This is a genomic window from Blastococcus saxobsidens (assembly GCF_010682065.1).
In the GTDB taxonomy this organism is placed as follows: Bacteria; Actinomycetota; Actinomycetes; order Mycobacteriales; family Geodermatophilaceae; genus Blastococcus; species Blastococcus saxobsidens_B.
This window is the reverse complement of record NZ_JAAGWG010000031.1, coordinates 24,682-41,869: the sequence shown is the minus strand read 5'-3', so window position 1 is coordinate 41,869 and position 17,188 is coordinate 24,682. Positions and strand designations below refer to the sequence as shown.

At 76.9% G+C, this 17,188-nt stretch carries 15 protein-coding genes and 1 riboswitch; of the genes, 4 read left to right on the top strand and 11 right to left on the bottom strand.

Features of this window, described 5'->3' with window-relative positions:
• Window positions 1-89 precede the first annotated feature (89 nt).
• Window positions 90-1,472 (bottom strand): chromate efflux transporter, encoded by a 1,383-nt coding sequence (chrA, locus tag GCU60_RS16750; protein ID WP_163207305.1) that lies wholly within the window; start codon window positions 1,470-1,472, stop codon window positions 90-92.
• 370 nt (window positions 1,473-1,842) lie between these two features.
• Between chrA and GCU60_RS16745 the strand changes: the two genes are divergently transcribed.
• Both GCU60_RS16745 and GCU60_RS16740 read left to right on the top strand, forming a co-directional pair.
• Window positions 1,843-2,541 carry an ABC transporter ATP-binding protein gene (locus GCU60_RS16745; RefSeq protein ID WP_163207303.1) on the top strand — a complete coding sequence of 233 codons (699 nt, stop codon included), beginning with the start codon at window positions 1,843-1,845 and terminating at the stop codon, window positions 2,539-2,541.
• Window positions 2,538-4,100 carry a DUF6297 family protein gene (locus tag GCU60_RS16740; protein ID WP_163207301.1) on the top strand — a complete coding sequence of 521 codons (1,563 nt, stop codon included), beginning with the start codon at window positions 2,538-2,540 and terminating at the stop codon, window positions 4,098-4,100. The genes GCU60_RS16745 and GCU60_RS16740 overlap by 4 nt, the downstream gene beginning before the upstream one ends.
• Window positions 4,101-4,115: 15 nt before the next feature.
• Here the strand turns inward: GCU60_RS16740 and cobA are convergent, their stop codons facing one another.
• From cobA to GCU60_RS16695, 9 genes are all read right to left on the bottom strand, one after another.
• Window positions 4,116-5,702 carry a uroporphyrinogen-III C-methyltransferase gene (gene cobA, locus GCU60_RS21720; RefSeq protein ID WP_163207299.1) on the bottom strand — a complete coding sequence of 529 codons (1,587 nt, stop codon included), beginning with the start codon at window positions 5,700-5,702 and terminating at the stop codon, window positions 4,116-4,118.
• A complete protein-coding gene (locus GCU60_RS16730; RefSeq protein WP_163207297.1) occupies window positions 5,699-6,544 on the bottom strand; it encodes an energy-coupling factor ABC transporter ATP-binding protein in 846 nt (281 codons plus the stop codon). Before GCU60_RS16730 ends, cobA begins: the two co-directional genes overlap by 4 nt.
• On the bottom strand, window positions 6,541-7,278 hold the full coding sequence (cbiQ, locus tag GCU60_RS16725; RefSeq protein ID WP_163207295.1) for a cobalt ECF transporter T component CbiQ: 738 nt from the start codon (window positions 7,276-7,278) through the stop codon (window positions 6,541-6,543). The genes GCU60_RS16730 and cbiQ overlap by 4 nt, the downstream gene beginning before the upstream one ends.
• Window positions 7,275-7,583 (bottom strand): energy-coupling factor ABC transporter substrate-binding protein, encoded by a 309-nt coding sequence (locus tag GCU60_RS16720; protein WP_163207293.1) that lies wholly within the window; start codon window positions 7,581-7,583, stop codon window positions 7,275-7,277. The genes cbiQ and GCU60_RS16720 overlap by 4 nt, the downstream gene beginning before the upstream one ends.
• Window positions 7,580-8,272: an energy-coupling factor ABC transporter permease gene (locus GCU60_RS16715; protein WP_163207291.1), complete on the bottom strand. Its 693-nt coding sequence runs from the start codon at window positions 8,270-8,272 to the stop codon at window positions 7,580-7,582. Before GCU60_RS16715 ends, GCU60_RS16720 begins: the two co-directional genes overlap by 4 nt.
• Window positions 8,259-9,626, bottom strand: coding sequence for a cobyrinate a,c-diamide synthase (locus tag GCU60_RS16710; protein ID WP_345770652.1), 1,368 nt, complete (start codon window positions 9,624-9,626; stop codon window positions 8,259-8,261). The genes GCU60_RS16715 and GCU60_RS16710 overlap by 14 nt, the downstream gene beginning before the upstream one ends.
• Window positions 9,627-9,652: 26 nt before the next feature.
• The gene (gene cobO / locus GCU60_RS16705) at window positions 9,653-10,267 is read right to left on the bottom strand and encodes a cob(I)yrinic acid a,c-diamide adenosyltransferase (protein WP_163207287.1); all 615 of its coding nucleotides are present in this window, start codon (window positions 10,265-10,267) and stop codon (window positions 9,653-9,655) included.
• Window positions 10,267-12,339 carry a putative cobaltochelatase gene (locus GCU60_RS16700; RefSeq protein ID WP_163207285.1) on the bottom strand — a complete coding sequence of 691 codons (2,073 nt, stop codon included), beginning with the start codon at window positions 12,337-12,339 and terminating at the stop codon, window positions 10,267-10,269. The genes cobO and GCU60_RS16700 overlap by 1 nt, the downstream gene beginning before the upstream one ends.
• Window positions 12,340-12,396: 57 nt before the next feature.
• Window positions 12,397-12,528, bottom strand: a riboswitch (cobalamin riboswitch).
• 25 nt (window positions 12,529-12,553) lie between these two features.
• Window positions 12,554-14,053: a cobyric acid synthase gene (locus GCU60_RS16695; protein WP_163207283.1), complete on the bottom strand. Its 1,500-nt coding sequence runs from the start codon at window positions 14,051-14,053 to the stop codon at window positions 12,554-12,556.
• 78 nt (window positions 14,054-14,131) lie between these two features.
• On the opposite strand from GCU60_RS16695, the gene cbiE reads away from it, so the two are divergent.
• Together cbiE and cobM are read left to right on the top strand one after the other, a co-directional pair.
• Window positions 14,132-15,361, top strand: coding sequence for a precorrin-6y C5,15-methyltransferase (decarboxylating) subunit CbiE (gene cbiE, locus GCU60_RS16690; protein WP_163207281.1), 1,230 nt, complete (start codon window positions 14,132-14,134; stop codon window positions 15,359-15,361).
• Window positions 15,362-15,365: 4 nt separating this feature from the next.
• Window positions 15,366-16,106 (top strand): precorrin-4 C(11)-methyltransferase, encoded by a 741-nt coding sequence (gene cobM / locus GCU60_RS16685; protein ID WP_163207279.1) that lies wholly within the window; start codon window positions 15,366-15,368, stop codon window positions 16,104-16,106.
• Here cobM and GCU60_RS16680 read toward each other — a convergent pair.
• A complete protein-coding gene (locus tag GCU60_RS16680; protein ID WP_163207277.1) occupies window positions 16,103-17,185 on the bottom strand; it encodes a cobalt-precorrin-5B (C(1))-methyltransferase in 1,083 nt (360 codons plus the stop codon). The two genes, cobM and GCU60_RS16680, sit on opposite strands and share 4 nt — an antisense overlap.
• Window positions 17,186-17,188: the final 3 nt, after the last annotated feature.

The following is a 17,188-nucleotide window of genomic DNA, read 5'->3' as shown; positions in this document are numbered from 1 at the left end:
CCGCCGGTTCGCAAGTGGCGCGAACGCTAGACCTGCCGGGCGGGTTCGGCAGCGTGGACGAGCGCCGCCGACGGCGGGCCCTCGTCGCCTCAGCCGACCGGCAGGCCCGCCAGCCCGGCGGCCAGGCCGAGCGCGGCGCAGACGCCGAGCGTGCGCAGCACCGACCACCGGAACCGGAACAGCAGGACCGCGGCCACGATCGCGATCCCGACGGCGAGCGGGCGCAGCGTGCCGAGGTCGGGCAGCTCCACCTGCAGGACGCCCCAGCTCACCGGGGCCGACTCGGCGAACAGCGTGTGCACGGCGAAGTAGACGCCCAGGTTGGCGATCACCCCGACGACGGCCGCGGTGATGCCGGTCAGCGCCGCCGACAGCGAGGCGTTGCCGCGGAGCCGCTCCATGTACGGGGCGCCGAGCAGCACGAACAGGAAGCTCGGCACGAACGTCACCCAGGTGACCAGCAGCGAGGCGAGCACCGCGGCCACCCAGGGGTCGAGCGACCCGGGCGCCCGGTAGGCGCCGAGGAACGCGACGAACTGCACGACCATGATCAGCGGGCCGGGCGTCGTCTCGGCCAGCGCCAGGCCGCGGACCATCTCGCCGGGGGAGAGCCAGCCGTAGGTGGCCACGGCCTGCTGCGCCACGAAGGCCAGCACGGCGTAGGCGCCGCCGAAGGTGACGACTGCGGTGCCGGAGAAGAACAGTCCCTGCTCGGTGAGCGTGCTGCCGGTCCCGGTGAGTACGGCGACGACGGCGATCGGCACGCCCCAGACGAGCAGCCCGACGAGGAGCACGCGCAGGGTGCGCCGGGTCGACGGCGCCTCGGTGTGCAGGACGTCGTCGGAGACCACCGGCGGCGGGCCGGCATCGGCGTCCTCCACCTTCGTCCGCCGGACGGCCGGGCGCCACCGACCGAGTGCCCACCCGGCGAGGCCGGCGAGGGCCACGACGACCGGGAACGGGACGCCGAGGAGAGCCAGGGCGAGGAACGCCGCGACCGCCAGGGCGACCAGCTCCGGCCGGTCCAGCGTCTTCCTGGCCACGCGGACGACGGCCTGCGTCACGATCGCCAGGACGGCCGGCGCGAGGCCGGCGAACAGCGCGAGCACCGCGGTGGTGGTCCCGAAGGCGACGTAGACCGCGGAGAGGACGAGCAGCGCGAGAACGCCCGGGAGGACGAACAGGCCACCGGCGACCAGGCCGCCGCGAGTGCCGTGCAGCAGCCAGCCGACGTAGGTGGCCAGCTGCTGCGCCTCGGGACCCGGCAGCAGCATGCAGTAGTTCATCGCATGCAGGAACCGGCGCTGCCCGATCCACCGGCGCTCGTCGACCAGGGTGCGCTGCATGACCGCGATCTGGCCGGCGGGGCCGCCGAAGGTCTGCAGCGAGATCAGGAACCAGGCCCGGACGGCGGTGCGGAAGGGGATGGCGGTGGGCTCGGGCGAGGTCCCGGGCGGGGAGGCCGGCGTCACAGCCGTCGGCGCCGGGCCGGCCGGGGGCGCTCCGGGGTCACGCCGGACATTCCACCGCAGGGGAGTCCCGGGAGTCGACGCGGGGTGCCGCTGCCGGAACGCCTCCGGGGAGGCGACGCCGGGGTCCCGACTTCTCTCGTCATGGTCAGCCGTTCCCACTCCGCCGGCCGGGCACGGGCTGCCGGGCCATCGCGCTCGACGAGGCCATCTCTGCCCACCGGGAGGAGGCCGGCACCACGGTCATCGACTTCTTCTCCGTGCTGGCCGACGAGGCGGGACGTGGCGCTCCGGCTACAGCTACGACGGCATCCACCCGACCCCGGCGCGTGCGCGGGGGAGGACGCGGCCGGGGCCCTACCGTTGCGGGGCGATGACGAACACGACCGACCGGACCCCGCTGCTCCGGGCCGAGGGGCTCGAGGTGGGCTACGCCGGCGAGCCGGTGTGCGCACCGGTCGACCTCGTGGTCGAGCCGGGGCGGGCCCTGGGCGTGGTCGGTGCCAACGGCGCGGGCAAGTCCACGCTGCTGCAGACGCTGGTGGGCCTCCTCGAGCCGCTCGGCGGGACGGTGGAGTTCGACGGCCGGGAGGTCGACGAGCGGCAGGCGGACTTCCGGCGCGACGTCGCCTGCGTGCTCGACGACGAGGCCTTCTTCCCGTCCCTGACCGGCCGGGAGCACCTGCTGCTCACCGCCCGGGGCCACGGGGTCACCGATCCGGAATCCGTGGTGGCGGCGGAGGTGGCGGAGTTCGGCCTGGCCGAGCGGGCCGACGCCCTGCCCTCGCAGCTGTCGTCGGGCCAGCGGCGCAGGCTGGCACTGGCGGCCGTCTTCGTCCGGCCGGCCCGGCTCGTCGTCCTCGACGAGCCCGAGCGCCGGCTCGACGCCGGCATGCGCGCCCGGCTGGCGCAGCGGCTGGCCCGGCACCGGGACGACGGGGTGGCGATCGTCTTCGCCTGCCACGACGCCGACTTCCTGCGCGCGGTGGCCGACGACGTCCTGCTCGTCGACGAGGAGGAGACCCGGCGGCTCGCCCCGGAGGTGGCCGCCGACGTCCTGCCGACGCTGTGACGGGGGCAACGGCGGTGCTCGAGGCGGAGCTGTCGGGCGCGCAGGTCCGGCGGTTCACCCGGCGGGCCACCGCGGCCCGGGCGGACACCACGCTGGCCGAACGGCTCGGCGACCTGTGGGCGAACCTGGTCACGATCGCCATCGGGGTGGGAGTGCTGGCCGGGGCGCTGTCCTCCGTCCGCGAGTCGATGGCGCTCGCCGGCGCGCCGGCCACCGTGCCGGTGCTCCCGGCGGGGGTGACCGTCGCGATCGCCGCGGTGCTGGCGATCGCGGGGCTGGTCGTCTGCCTGGACCGGCTGGGGCCGGTGAGCAGCACGCCGGCCGCGGCCGCGTGGTGGCTGCCCCTGCCGGCCGGTCGAGGCGGCCTCCTCCGCGGAGAGCTCGCCCGCATCACCTCGGCCGTCGTCGGCACCGCCGTCGTGCTGTCGCTGCCGCTCGCGCTCGCGCTGACCGATGCCCCCAGCGTGCTCGGCGTGGCCGTCGTGCTCGCCGGGACGGCCGGGAGCGCGGCGGCGCTGGTGGGTGCCGCCGCGGTCAACCAGACCCGGGGACGCAGTGGCCGGCTGGCGCCGCTCGCCGGGGCCGTGGCGGTCGGGGTCGCCGTCGTCGCGGTCGCTGCGTGCACCGCCCTGGCAGTGACCGGCGGTGCGGACGTGCCCGCCCTCCCGTCGGTGCCGGCCGGGTGGGCGCTCGCGGCGCTCGGGGCCGCCGTCCCCCTGGTGGTCGTGGCGGTCGCCGGTCTGGACCGGCTGGGAGCCGCGCAGCTACGGGCGGCCGGCGCGACGGCGCAGTACGCGGCGGCCTCCGCGGTCTCCCTCGACACCCGGGAGCTGGGGCGGGCCCTCACCGCGCGGCGGCCGCGGGCGCCGAGGCGGGCCCGGCGCTTCGGCCGGGTGTCCGGGGCCTGGCAGGCGGTCGTCGCGGGGGACCGCGCAGCCCTGAGCCGCTCGCCCTGGCACGTCGGTCAGGCGCTGGTCGCGGTGGCCGTGCCGGTCCTGGTGGCCCGCACCGACGGGCTCGGCGCCCTGCCGCTCGCCGTCTGGGGCGCCTGCCTGGTCGGCTGGTCGCTGGCCGCCGTCGCCGCCGGGCACCCGGCGCGGCAGGCCCAGGCCCTGCCCGCGCTGGACCGGCTGCTGCCGCTCTCGACTCCCGGGGTCACCGTCGCCCGCGCGGTCGTCCCGCTCGTCCTCGTCACGACGGTGACCGCGCTGACCGGGCTGCTCGTCGGCCTGGCCGGCGACACCCCGCTGCTGTGGACCGGTCTCTGCGCCGCCACGGCGCCGGCCTGGGCGGCGGCCTCCCTGCGGGGCGCGTTCCGCCCGGAGATGGACTGGGCCGGCCCGGTGGTGTCCACCCCCATGGGCGTGCTGCCCGTCGGGGCCGGCGCGGGGTTCGTGCAGGGCGTCGACGTCGGGGTCCTCGGCAGCCTGCCGGTCGCCGCGGCCCTCGTCACGGGTGGCCCCACGCCGGTGCTGCTGGCCGTCCAGCTGCTCTGGTCGGTGCTGCTGGGCGCCGGGGCGCTCGCCCTGGTGGTCCGCAGGCGCGGCGGACGGAGCTGACGCCCGGCGCGGTGGTCAGAGGCCGACGGCCGCCGCCCGCGCCGGTCGCGCGGCCGCTGCGGCCAGCTGGACCACCTCGCCGACGACCCACACCGCCGGCGGCCGCACCGACTGCTCGGCGATCGTCGTCCCGAGGTCGGCCAGCGTCGTCCGAACCGTCCGCTCGCCGCCGGTCGTGCCGTCGACCACGACGGCCACCGCGGTGTCCGGGCGCCGGCCGTGCCGGATCAGCGCCTCGGCGATCGCCGGCGCCGTCTCCACCCCCATGAGGACGACGACGGTGCCGCGCAGCCGGCCGATCGCGGCCCAGTCGACCAGCGACTGCGGGTGCTCCGGGGGCAGGTGACCGGAGACGACGACGAACTCGTGGGTGAGGCCGCGGTGGGTCACCGGGATGCCGGCGACCGCCGGGACCCCGACCGCGCTGGTGACGCCGGGAACGACCTCCACGGGGACGTCGGCGGCCGTGCACGCGAGGAGCTCCTCCATGCCGCGGCCGAAGACGAACGGGTCCCCGCCCTTGAGGCGGACGACGAGCCGGCCCGCCCGGGCGTGCGACACCAGCTGCGCGTTGATCTCCTCCTGCGGCATGGCCCGTCCGCGCGGCAGCTTGGAGGCGTCGACGATCCGCACGTCGTGCCGCAGCCCGGCCAGCAGCGAGCGGGGACCGAGGTGGTCGACGACCACGACGTCGGCCTGCGACAGCGCCTCCCGCCCGCGCACGGTGATCAGCCCCGGGTCACCCGGTCCACCACCGACGAGCACGACGCGGCCGCGCCGCGGGCCGGCGGGCAGCGGTTCGGGGCCGTCCGGGAGAGCGGGGCAGGCGCTGGAGGCACCCGGGTCGTCGGCGCGGGTGCAGAAGACGCGGGCGACCTCGGCGTCAGCGGCCACGACCTCGTCCAGCGTCCGGTCCTCGGTCGCGGCGACGGCGTACCAGGCGCCGTCGAGATCGCCGGTCGCGTAGGGACGTCGGCTCCACACCAGGGACCCGGAGTCGGCCAGCGCCTGGAGCGCGGGGACGACTCCGGGGCTCACGACCGTCACGAGCGCGCCGGCGTCCAGCAGCCCGACGGCGGCACGGTAGGCGCCGGCACCGCCACCGGCGACGACCACCGGCCGGCCGTGCAGCCGGAGGCCGACCGGGTGGAGGGGGGCGGACGGGCCGGGGGGCGACAGGGTGCTCACGGCACCTCCTCGGGGACTGGGGACGGACGGGAGGGCATCGGTGCCGACGGCGGCAGGAACGGGAGGCGGGGGGACCGCGACAGCGACGGTGACCCGGCCGACGACCCGCTTGGGGACGGCGAGCGAGCCGCCGTCCAGCAGGGCGGCGGCCTCGGCGACCGAGGCGGTGCCGATCGCCGTCCGCACCCGCTCGGACGGGGACGGCACGGCGACGCGGGTCAACTCCGTCGCGGGGTGGCCGACGAGTTCCCAGCCCCGGCGGGCCGCCGCCTCCCGCAGCCCCGGTTCGCGCAGGCGCGAGGCGACGGTGGCCAGGCGCACGGCGGTCGTCCCCGCGGGCAGCACCGTGTCCACCGCGGCCAGCACCTCCTCGGCGCTCACCCCGGTCGACGTCCCCACGCCCACGGTGATCACGCGCGCACCGCCGGCGCCTGGGGGAGTGCGGCCAGCAGCTCGTCGGTGGTGCGCGGGAGCGCTCCGGAGGGCAGCAGGCCCAGCGCGCGCAGCCGGGCGCCGACGGTCAGCGCCCACGGCCGGTCCAGCCGGGCGCGCCCCAGGAGGGACGGATCGGCGAGGAGCTCGTCGGGGCTCCCCTGGACGACGGTCCGGTCCACCACGACGGCCACTTCGTCGGCCCACCGCAGCGCGAGGTCGACGTCGTGGGTGCTCATGACCACGGTCGAGTCGTTCGCCTGCAGCTGGTCGAGCGCGGTCAGCGTCTCGGCGACCGCGCAGGGGTCGAGGCCGGCGGTGGGCTCGTCGAGCAGCAGCACGCAGGGGCGCATCGCGACCGCGCCGGCGATCGCCACCCGCTTGCGCTCGCCGTAGGAGAGCTGGTGCGTCGGCCGGGCGGCGAGGTCCTCGACGGCCAGCAGCCGCAGCCCCTCGGCGACCCGGGCGCGCACCTCGCCCTCGGGCAGGCCGAGGTTCAACGGGCCGAACGAGACGTCCTGCGCCACCGACGCGCTGAACAGCTGGTCGTCGGGATCCTGCAGCACGAGCTGGACCTCCTGCCGGTGCGCCCGCAGGGCCCGGCGCCCGTGGGTCAGCCGGACGCCGTCGACGGTCACCTCCCCGGCCGAGGGCACCAGCGCGCCGGACAGGCAGCGCAGCAGCGTCGTCTTGCCGGAGCCGTTGGCGCCCAGCACCGCCAGCCGCCGCCCGGCCGGCACGGTGAGCGAGGCGCCGTCGAGGACCGGCCGCCCGTGCTGGTAGCCCGCGACCAGCCCGGCCGCCGCGAGGGTCCGGTGGCTCATGCCAGGACCACCGATGCGGCCACCACGGCCGCCAGCCCGGCGACCGTGGCGGCGAGGAACGCGCGGGAGGAGGGGAGCGCCTCGGGCAGCACCCGCAGGCCGGTGTCCATGCCGCGGCCGGCCAACCCCTCCTGCATCCGGTGGGCGCGGTCCCAGGAGCGGGTGAGGACGGCGGCGGCCAGCGCGCCCGAGGAGCGGTAGGACCGGCGCAGCGAGGAGTGCCCCATGCGCGCGGTCTGCGCCTCGCGGATGGTGCGCATGCTGTCGAGCAGGACGAACAGCAGCCGGTAGACCACCGCGGCGACGTCGACGACCGCGGCCGGCACCCGGGCACGGCGCAGCGCCGGCAGCAGGTCCGACATCGGCGTCGTCGTCGCCAGCAGGAGCACGGCGGCGCTGCCGGCCAGGGCGTGCCCGAGCAGCGAGCCCGCGCGGGCGGCGGCGTCGGGGGCCCAGCCGGGGCCGCCCGGCCCGATCTCCACCACGGCGGTCACCGCACCGGTGAGGACGAACGCCAGCGGCCAGCGCACCGCCCGGCCGAAGGTGCGCACCGGCACCCGGGCCGGGCCCACGGCCAGCACGACGGCGACGATCCCGACCAGGACGCTGCCCGGCCAGGCCGGGAGCACGAGCGCGGCGACGACCAGGCCGCCGCAGAGCAGGACCTTGTCGCCCGGCGCGCGCCGGCGCCAGGCGCTGGCCCACGCCGCGTCGTCGACGGCCAGACCGGTCACTGCTCGCCGGCTCCCGTGGCAGCCGCGGGGGTCGCCGTCCGTCGTCCGCGCAGCCGGCCGAGCACGTAGCCGAGCACGCCCCCGCCCAGGGCGGCCTGCAGCGCGAAGAGCCCGGACTCGACCTCGCCGGCCGGGCTGAACAGCGGGTCGAACCAGGGGGTGTAGCCCTCGGCCTCCAGCTCCTCGGTGACGGCGGCGTCGGTGCCGCCGTACTCCGAGGTCCCGCCGTCGAGCAGCAGCGGCACGGCGAAGAGCGCGACGACGGCGAGCAGGAGCAGCGCGTTGACGAGCGTGCGGCGGGTCACGCGGCACCTCCGGTGGTGGCGAGCGGAGCCGGCTTCAGCACGCCCAGCCGCTCGAGCTCCGGCCGGGCGTTGACGGTGAGGACGCGGAACAGCAGGACCCCGAGCAGCCCCTCGCCGATGGCCAGCGGGATCTGGGTGACCGCGAAGACGCCGAGGAACTTCAGCAGCGCTCCGGCGAAGCCGCTCTCGGCGTCGGGGAAGGCCAGCGCCAGCTGCAGCGAGGTGGTGACGTAGGTGGCGAGGTCGGCCAGCGCGACGGCGGCGAACACCGCGGGCAGCAGGCCGGCCCCGGCCGCGCGGGCCAGCCGGTAGGCGCCGTACCCGGCCCACGGTCCGACGACGGCGAAGGCGAACGCGTTGGCCCCGAGCGTGGTCAGCCCGCCGTGCGCGAGCAGCAGCGCCTGGAACAGCAGGACGACGGTGCCCAGCAGCGCCATCACCGGTGGCCGGAACAGGATCGCGCCGGGTCCGGTGCCGGTCGGGTGGCTGGAGCTGCCGGTGACGCTCGGCAGCTTGATGGCACTGAGCACGAAGGTGAACGCCCCGGCCGCGCCGAGCAGCATCGTGGACTCCGGGTTCTCCCGGACCTCCTTCACCACGGCCCGGGCGCCGTGCACCACGAACGGGGCGGCGGCGATGGTCCAGCCGGCCGCGTGCCCGGCCGGGAGGAAACCTTCAGCGATGTGCACGGACGTTCTCCGATCGGCGGGCGCAGGCGGTGACGAAGCGGGAGGCCAACTGCGGGGAGCCGGCCCAGTGCAGGTGCAGGTAGGAGGCGTGCACGCCGCCGGTCGCGAACCCCTCGGGGCCGGTCGCCGACCACCGCCACGCGCCGGGGGCGCCGGCCGGTGGGTCGGCGTGCGTGCGGTGGAACTCGTGACCGCGGACCCGGGTGCCGGCCGGCGCGAGCACCGAGTCGGTGACGGCGACCGCGGCCCGGTAGCCGAGGGTCAGCCGGGGCGACATCGCCGTCGCCACGTCCAGGACGCCGCACATCGGCAGGCCCTCCAGCTCGCGGCCCAGGTACAGCAGCCCGGCGCACTCGGCGGCGACCGGAGCGCCGCGGGCCGCGAGCGCCGCGACGTCGGCGCGCAACGACGCGTTGGCCGACAGCTCGGCGGCGTGCACCTCGGGGAAGCCGCCCCCGACGACCAGCCCCGCGGTGCCCGGCGGCAGGTGCTCGTCGCGCAGGGGGTCGACCACGACCACCTCGGCGCCGGCGGCCTCGAGCAGCTCGGTGTTCTCGGTGTACCCGAAGGTGAAAGCGGGGCCGCCCGCCACGGCGATGCGGGGGCGGCCGGGTGCGGGGGCGACCTCCGCGGCCGGGTCCCAGGGCACGGCGTCCAGCGGGGGAGCGGACCGCGCCAGGGCGAGCACGGCGTCCAGGTCGACGGACGCGGCCACGACCTCGCCGAGCCGGCGGACCGTCGCCAGCGCCGCGTCGGACCGCTCGGCCGCCGGGATCAGCCCGAGGTGCCGGGAGGGCGTGTGCAGCTGCTCCATGCGGCGGACAGCCCCGAGCACCGGCACCCCGGCGGCGGCCAGCGCGTCGCGCAGGATCGCCTCGTGCCGGTCGCTGCCGACCCGGTTGAGGACGACGCCGCCGAGCCGGACGCCCGGGTCGAAGGTCGCGAACCCGTGCACGAGCGCGGCCACCGACCGGGCCTGCGAGGAGGCGTCCACCACCAGCAGCACCGGCGCCCGCAGCAGCCCGGCGACGTGCGCGGTGGAGGAGAAGCCGGGTTCGACCGACGGGTGCGTGGCGCCGTCGAACAGGCCCATCACGCCCTCGATCACGGCGACGTCGGCCGGGCGCGGGTGCAGGGCGCCGCGCAGGAGGAGCGGCGCGATCCGCTCCTCGCCGACGAGCCACGGGTCGAGGTTGCGGCCCGGGCGCCCCGCCGCCAGCCCGTGGTAGCCCGGGTCGATGTAGTCGGGGCCGACCTTGTGCGGGGAGACGGTGAGCCCGCGGGCGGTGAGCGCGGCGAGAAGCCCCGTGGCCACCGACGTCTTCCCCGCGTTGCTGCTCGGTGCGGCGATCACGATCCTCGGGACCCGCCCCACCCCGGTCACCACTCGATCCCCCGCTGGCCCTTCTGGCCGGCGTCCATGGGGTGCTTGACCTTGGTCATCTCCACCACCAGGTCGGCGGCGTCGAGCAGCGCGGGGTGGGCGTCCCGGCCGGTGACCACCACGTGCTGGGTGCCGGGGCGAGCGGACAACGTCGAGACCACGTCGTCGATGTCCACCCAGCCCCACTTCATCGGGTAGGTGAACTCGTCGAGCACGTAGAAGCGGTGGGCTTCGGCGGCGAGGTCGCGCTTGATCTGCGCCCAGCCCTCCGCGGCGTCGGCGGCGTGGTCGGTCTCGGTGCCGGCGCGGCGCGACCAGCTCCAGCCGGAGCCCATCTTGTGCCAGACCACCGACCCGCCCTCGCCGGTCTGCTCGTGGAGGCGGCCCAGCGCGGTCAGCGCGTTCTCCTCGCCGACCTTCCACTTGGCGCTCTTGACGAACTGGTAGACCGCGATCGACCAGCCCTGGTTCCAGGCGCGCATCGCCATCCCGAAGGCGGCGGTGGACTTCCCCTTCATCTCGCCGGTGTGCACCACCAGCAGCGGACGGTTGCGCCGCTGCCGGGTGGTGAGCCCGTCGGCGGGGACGGTGGGAACCTGTCCCTGCGGCATCAGGCGGCCCGACGCGCGGAGCGGACGGTGGCGGCGAGCGCGTCGGCGGCCAGCTCCTCCAGGCGGAGCGTCTGCGCGCCCAGGTGGGCGCCCAGGGTGGCGGCCAGCCCCAGCCGGACGGGTCCGGACTCGCAGTCGACGACGACGCTGGCGGCGCCGGACGCCGCGAGGCGACCGGCCGCCGCGTGGGCCTCGGCCAGCGGGGCGCCGCCCCGCCGGCCGGTGGCCCGCCCGTCGGTGACGACGACGAGCAGCGGGCGGCGCCGCGGGTCGCGGATCCGCTCCACGCGCAGCACCTCGGAGGCGCGCAGCAGCCCCTCGGCCAGCGGTGTGCGCCCGCCGGTGGGCAGCGCGGTCAGCCGGGCGGCAGCCGCCTCCACCGACCAGGTGGGCGGCAGCGCGACCTCCGCCGCGGAGCCGCGGAAGGTGACCAGGCCGACCTTGTCGCGGCGCTGGTAGGCGTCCAGGAGCAGGGACAGGACCGCGCCCTTCACCGCGCCCATCCGGGCACGGGAGCCCATCGAGCCGCTGGCGTCGACGACGAAGAGGACGAGGTTGCCCTCCCGGCCCTCGACGGTGGCCTGGCGCAGGTCCTCGCGGGCGAGCCGCAGGCCGGGACCGGTGCGGCCGCGCGCCCGTTGGTGCGGCGCGGCGGCGAGCACGGTGGACGCCAGGTGCAGCTTGGTGACGGTGCCGCTCGGGCGGGTGGAGCCGACGACCCGGCCGCGCTCGGCTCGGGCCCGCGACCGGCGGCCGGCCGCGCCCGCGCCGATGCCCGGCACCTCCAGGCGGCGGGCACGGAACGGGTCGGAGGGCGCGACCGCGGCCCTGTCCCCGGCCGGGGCCGCGTCGGTCCGTCCGCCGCCCTCGCCCTGCGGCGCCGTCGTCGGCCCCTCCGCCCCTCCAGGGCCATTGTCGCCACTTCGGCCCTCGGGAGCCGGGCCGTCGGGGGCGCCGGACGGCGGCGGAGGGGAGCCACCGCCGTCGTCGGGGCCATTGTCGCCACTTCGGCCCGGAAAGGGGCCGTCGTCGTCGGGGCCCTGGTCGTCGGGGCCGCCGTCGTCGGGACGGCTGTCGGACAGCGCCTGTTCCAGCGTCTCCTCGTCGAGCCCCGGGGCGTCGAACGGGTTGCGCCGGCGGCGGTGCGGGAGTGCCAGCCGGGCGGCCACCCGGACGTCGTCCTCGGTCACCTCGTCGCGGCCGCACCAGGCGGCGTGTGCGATCGCCGCGCGGGCGGTGACCAGGTCGGCGCGCAGGCCGTCCACGTCGAAGGCGGCGCACACCGCGGTGACCTGCTGCAGCGCGGCGTCGGAGAGGACGACGTGCGGCAGCTGGGTGCGGGCGGCGGCGATCCGCTCGGCCAGGCCGGTCTCCTGCGCCGACCACGCGGCGGCGAACCCGGCCGGGTCGGCGTCGGAGGCGAACCGCCGGCGCACCACCTCGGCGCGCTCGGCCGGGTCGCGCGGCGCGGCGACCTCGACGGTGAGCCCGAACCGGTCGAGCAGCTGCGGGCGCAGCTCGCCCTCCTCCGGGTTCATCGTCCCGACCAGCAGGAAGCGGGCGGCGTGCCGGACCGAGATCCCCTCGCGCTCGACGTAGGCGGTGCCCATGGCGGCGGCGTCCAGCAGCAGGTCGACCAGGTGGTCGTGCAGCAGGTTGACCTCGTCGACGTAGAGCACGCCCCGGTGGGCCGCGGCCAGCAGGCCCGGCTCGAACGCCTTCACGCCCTCGGTGAGCGCGCGCTCGAGGTCCAGGGAGCCGACGACGCGGTCCTCCGACGCGCCGACGGGCAGCTCGACCAGCCGGGCCGGGCGGACCGGGCCGCTCGCGGTGGGCTCGTGCGGGCCGTCGGGGCAGCCGGGGTCGGGCGCATCGGGGTCGCAGGCGAAGCGGCACCCGGGGACGACGGCGACCGGCGGCAGCACCGCGGCCAGCGCGCGGACCGTCGTCGACTTCGCCGTGCCCTTCTCGCCGCGCACCAGCACGCCGCCGACGGCGGGGGAGACGGCGTTGAGCAGCAGGGCCAGCCGCATGTCGTCCATGCCGACGACGGCGCTGAAGGGGTAGGTCATGCGTGAAAACGGCGCACGGAACACGCGTCCTCTCCCCGGGTGTCCACGCCCGGAGGTGGCAGGAGCGCGACGGCGGGAGTTCCTGACTCACCGACCCGAGGGCCGGCTCACAGTGGCGGGACCGCGCCGGAATCTCACCGGGCTTCCTCCACTGCCGTCGCGTGTGGCGGCGTCATCAGACCACAGCCGGTCGGGGCGCCGACAGACCCCCGGGTCAGCGGGCCGCCGACCCCGGGGGGAGCAGGGGCAACCCGCCCGGCGGGCCGCTCTCGATCAGCCGCCACAGCGCATCGGTGTCGGCGTGCTCGGCGATCAGGTCGCCGAGCCGGTCCAGCCTGGCCTCCCGGACACCGGCGAAGTCGGTGTCCGGGGCGGCGACGAACCGCCGTCCGGTGGTCTCGGCCACCTCGGCGAGGAAGGCCCGCCGGAACCCGTCGTTCTCCAGGGCGCCGTGCCAGGTGGTGCCCCGCACCGACCCGGCGCGGGCGCCGTCCAGGAACGGCTCGGCGGAGTCGTCGACGGTGACCACGCCGTGGTGGATCTCGTAGCCGCGGACCGGCCGGCCCAGCGCCGCGCCGGTGGGACGGCCCAGGGTCTTCTCGCGGGCGAACGTCACGTCGGCGGGCAGCAGCCCCAGCCCGGGGACGGTCCCGGCCCGCGACTCGACGTCGTCGGTGATGGTGCGGGCCAGCATCTGGTGCCCGCCGCAGATCCCGAGGACCGGACCACCTGCCGCTGCGTGCCGGTGCACCCCCTCGGCCAGGCCCGTCCGCCGCAGCCAGGCGAGGTCGGCGACCGTCGACCGGGTGCCCGGGAGCACGACGAGGTCGGCGTCGGCCAGTTCCTCTGGCCGGGTGACGTACCGGACGAGGACCCCGGGCTCGGCGGCCAGCGCGTCGAGGTCGGTGAAGTTCGACAGCCGCGGCAGCCGGGCGACCGCGACGCGGAGCACGTCCTCGCCGTGCGGTGGGGCCGACAGGGTGGCCGTGGTCGGCAGGCCGAGGGAGTCCTCGACGTCGAGCTCGAGACCGCCCAGCCAGGGCAGCACGCCGAGCGTCGGACGGCCGGTGAGGCGCTGGAGCTCGACGAGCCCCGGCTCGAGCAGGCGGACGTCCCCGCGGAACTTGTTGACCAGGAACGCCGCGACCAGGCGCTGGTCGGCCGGCGGCATCAGCGCGACGGTGCCGTAGAGGGCCGGGAAGAGCCCACCGCGGTCGATGTCGCCGACGACCAGCACGGGCAGCTCCGCCGCCGTCGCCAGGCCCATGTTGGCGATGTCGTCGGCGCGCAGGTTGATCTCGGTGGGGGAGCCGGCGCCCTCGCAGACGACCACGTCGAACCGGGCGCGCAGGTCGGCCAGGCTGCTGAGGACCTGCTCCAGCAGCGCGGCCTTCATCGGCCGGTAGGACAGCGCGGTCACGTCGGCGATCGCCCGGCCGAGGACGACGACCTGGCTGGAGTCGTCCCCGCCCGGCTTGAGCAGCACCGGGTTCATCGCCGCCTCGGGCTCCACCCGCGCGGCGGCCGCCTGCATGACCTGCGCGCGGCCGATCTCGGCGCCGTCCAGGGTGACCATCGAGTTGTTGCTCATGTTCTGCGCCTTGAACGGTGCCACCGAGACGCCCTGGCGCACCAGCCAGCGGCAGATGCCGGCGGTGACGACCGACTTGCCGGCGTCCGACGTCGTGCCGGCGACCAGCAGGGCGCCGCTCATCGGCAGGTCGTCATCGGGAGGTCCACCCGCTCATCGTGTCAACCGGCCGGCGAGGGCAGGTGCCTAGGATCGCCCGTCGTGCGTGCCGACGAGCGGGAGACGACCGCGCAGGTGACCGTCGTGGGCATCGGCGCCGACGGGTGGGACGGGCTGTCGCCGGCGGCACAGCGGGCCGTCGGGCAGGCCGACGTGCTGCGCGGCAGCGACCGCCAGCTCGGGCTCGTGCCCGACGACGTGCCCGCCGAGCGGGTGCCGTGGCCCTCGCCGATGGGACCGGCGCTGGCGACCCTGCCCGCCGCCCACGCCGGCCGCCGGATCGTGGTCCTGGCCAGCGGGGACCCGATGCTGTCCGGCGTCGGCACGTCCCTGGTGCGACTGCACGGCGCGGGCGCGGTGCACGTCCTCCCGCACCCCTCCTCGGTCAGCCTCGCCTGCGCCCGGCTGGGCTGGGCGGTCGAGGAGACCGCCGTGGTCACCGTTGTCGGCCGCGCGCTGGAACTGGTCACCCCGCACGTGACGCCCGGGCGGCGGCTGGTCGTGCTCGGCTCCGACGGCGGCACCCCGGCGCAGGTCGCCGCGCTGTGCGCGCGGCTCGGCTACGGCGCCAGCCGGATCAGCGCCCTCGCCCAGCTCGGCGGGCCCGTGGAGCGGGTGCTGACCGGTTCGGCCGCCGGCTGGCCGCACGGGGTGGTCGACCCGCTGGTCGTCACCGCGGTGCAGGTCCTCGCCGATCCGGGCACGGTGCCGCTGCCCACCGTTCCCGGCCTGCCCGACGCCGCCTTCGAGGACGACGGCCAGCTGACCAAGCGCGAGGTCCGCGCCGTGACGCTGGCCCACCTCGGCCCGCTGCCCGGGCAGCTGCTGTGGGACGTGGGCGCCGGCGCCGGGTCGATCGGCATCGAGTGGATGCGTGCCCACCCCTCCTGCCGCGCCGTCGCGGTCGAGTCGCACCCGGAACGGGCCGCGCGGATCGCGCGGAACGCCGCGCAGCTGGGGGTGCCCGGCCTGCAGGTGGTCGAGGGACGGGCGCCCGACGCGCTCGCCGGGCTGCCGGCCCCGGACGCCGCCTTCGTGGGTGGCGGGGCGACGACGCCGGAGCTGCTGGAGACCTGCTGGGCGGCCCTTCCGGCCGGTGGGCGGCTCGTGGCCAACGCGGTGACCGTCGAGAGCGAGGCGGTGCTCGCCGGCTGGTTCGCCCGCGTCGGCGGCGAGCTGGTCCGGATCGGCGTGGACCGTGCCCGGCCGGTCGGCTCGTTCACCGGCTGGCGGCCGGCGATGCCGGTGACGATCTTCTCCGTGGTTCGGTAGCGCCATGACCGTGCACTTCATCGGGGCCGGCCCGGGCGCCGCGGACCTGGTCACCGTCCGGGCCGCCCGCCTCATCGCCACCGCCCCGGTCTGCCTGTACGCCGGTGCGCTGGTGCCGCGTGAGCTGCTGGACACCGCGCCCGCGGACGCGCGGTTGGTGGACACCGCCGACCTCGACCTGGACCAGATCACCGCGGAGCTCGTCGGTGCCTCCGAGGCCGGTCTCGACGTCGCCCGGCTGCACTCCGGCGACCCGTCGGTCTACAGCGCGATGGCCGAGCAGATGCGCCGTCTCGACGCGCACGGCGTGCCCTACGAGGTCGTGCCCGGGGTGCCGGCGTTCGCGGCGGCCGCGGCGTCGCTCAAGCGGGAGCTGACCGTGCCGGGGGTGGGCCAGACCGTGATCCTCACCCGCACCTCGGCCCGCTCGACGCCGATGCCCGACGGCGAGGACCTCGCCACGCTGGGGGCCTCCCGCGCCACGCTGGTGCTGCACCTGGCCGTGCAGCGGATCACCGAGCTCGTGCCCGAGCTCGTCCCGCACTACGGCGCCGACTGCCCGGTGGCCGTGGTCGCCCGCGCCAGCCGGGACGACGAGCTGATCCTCCGCGGCACCCTCGCCGACATCGCGGCGCAGGTCGAGGCGGCCGGGGTGAAGCGGACGGCGGTGGTGATCGTCGGGGCCGTGCTCACCGCCGGGGAGTTCCCCGACAGCCACCTCTACTCGACGACGCGATGCCGCTAGGCCCGACCGACCACCGTCCCGCCGCGGTCGATCACCACGACGTCGACCTCGACGGGGGCGCCGCGCAGCACCCCGAGCGCGGTGGTGCGGGCGCCCGCGGCCACGAGGTCGCCCAGCGGCAGCCCGGCGGCCGAGCACTGCTGCAGCGCGTCGAGCGCGGTGTTGGCGGCGCGGACACCGTCCACCAGCGCCGGTGCGCCGCCCGCGTCACGCACCATCGTCGCCAGCGACTCGGTCGACACCTGGGACCGACCCGAGTGCAGGTCGAGGTGACCGTCGGCGAGTTTGGCCAGCTTGCCGATGCCGCCGGCGACGGTCAGCCGGGGGACCGGGTGCCGGCGCAGGTACTTGAGCACCGCGCCGGCGAAGTCGCCCATGTCCAGGAGCGCGTCCTCCGGCAGGCCGTGCAGCTCGGTGACCACCCGCTCGCTGGTCGAGCCGGTGCACCCGGCCACGTGCTGGTGCCCGGCGGCCCGGGCGACGTCGATGCCGCGGCGGATCGAGTCGATCCACGACGAACACGAGTACGGGACGACGACGCCGGTCGTGCCCAGGATCGACAGCCCGCCGAGGATGCCCAGCCGCGGGTTCCAGGTCTTCCGGGCCAGCTCCTCGCCGTGCTCGACGGAGATCTCGACGACGACGTCGCCGGTGCCCCCGTGCCGGGCGGCGACTGCGGCGACGTGCTCGCGCATGAACTGCCGGGGCATGGGGTTGATCGCCGGCTCCCCGACCGCCAGGGGCAGCCCGGGCTTGGTCACCGTGCCGACGCCCTCCCCGGCGCGGAAGGTGACCCCGGTGCCCGGCTCCCCGGCGGTGACCCGGGCCGAGACGAGGGCGCCGTGGGTGACGTCGGGGTCGTCCCCGGCGTCCTTGACGACGCCGACCGTGGCCGCGCCGTCGGCGAGCAGCTCCTTCGCCAGCGCGAACGACGGGTGCAAGCCGCGAGGCAGGTCGATGCGCACCGGGTCGGGAAACTCGCCGGTGAGCAGCGCGGTGTAGGCCGCGGTGGTGGCCGCGGTCGCGCAGGCGCCCGTCGTCCACCCGTAGCGCAGCCCCGTGGCGCCGTCCCGACTCACGGG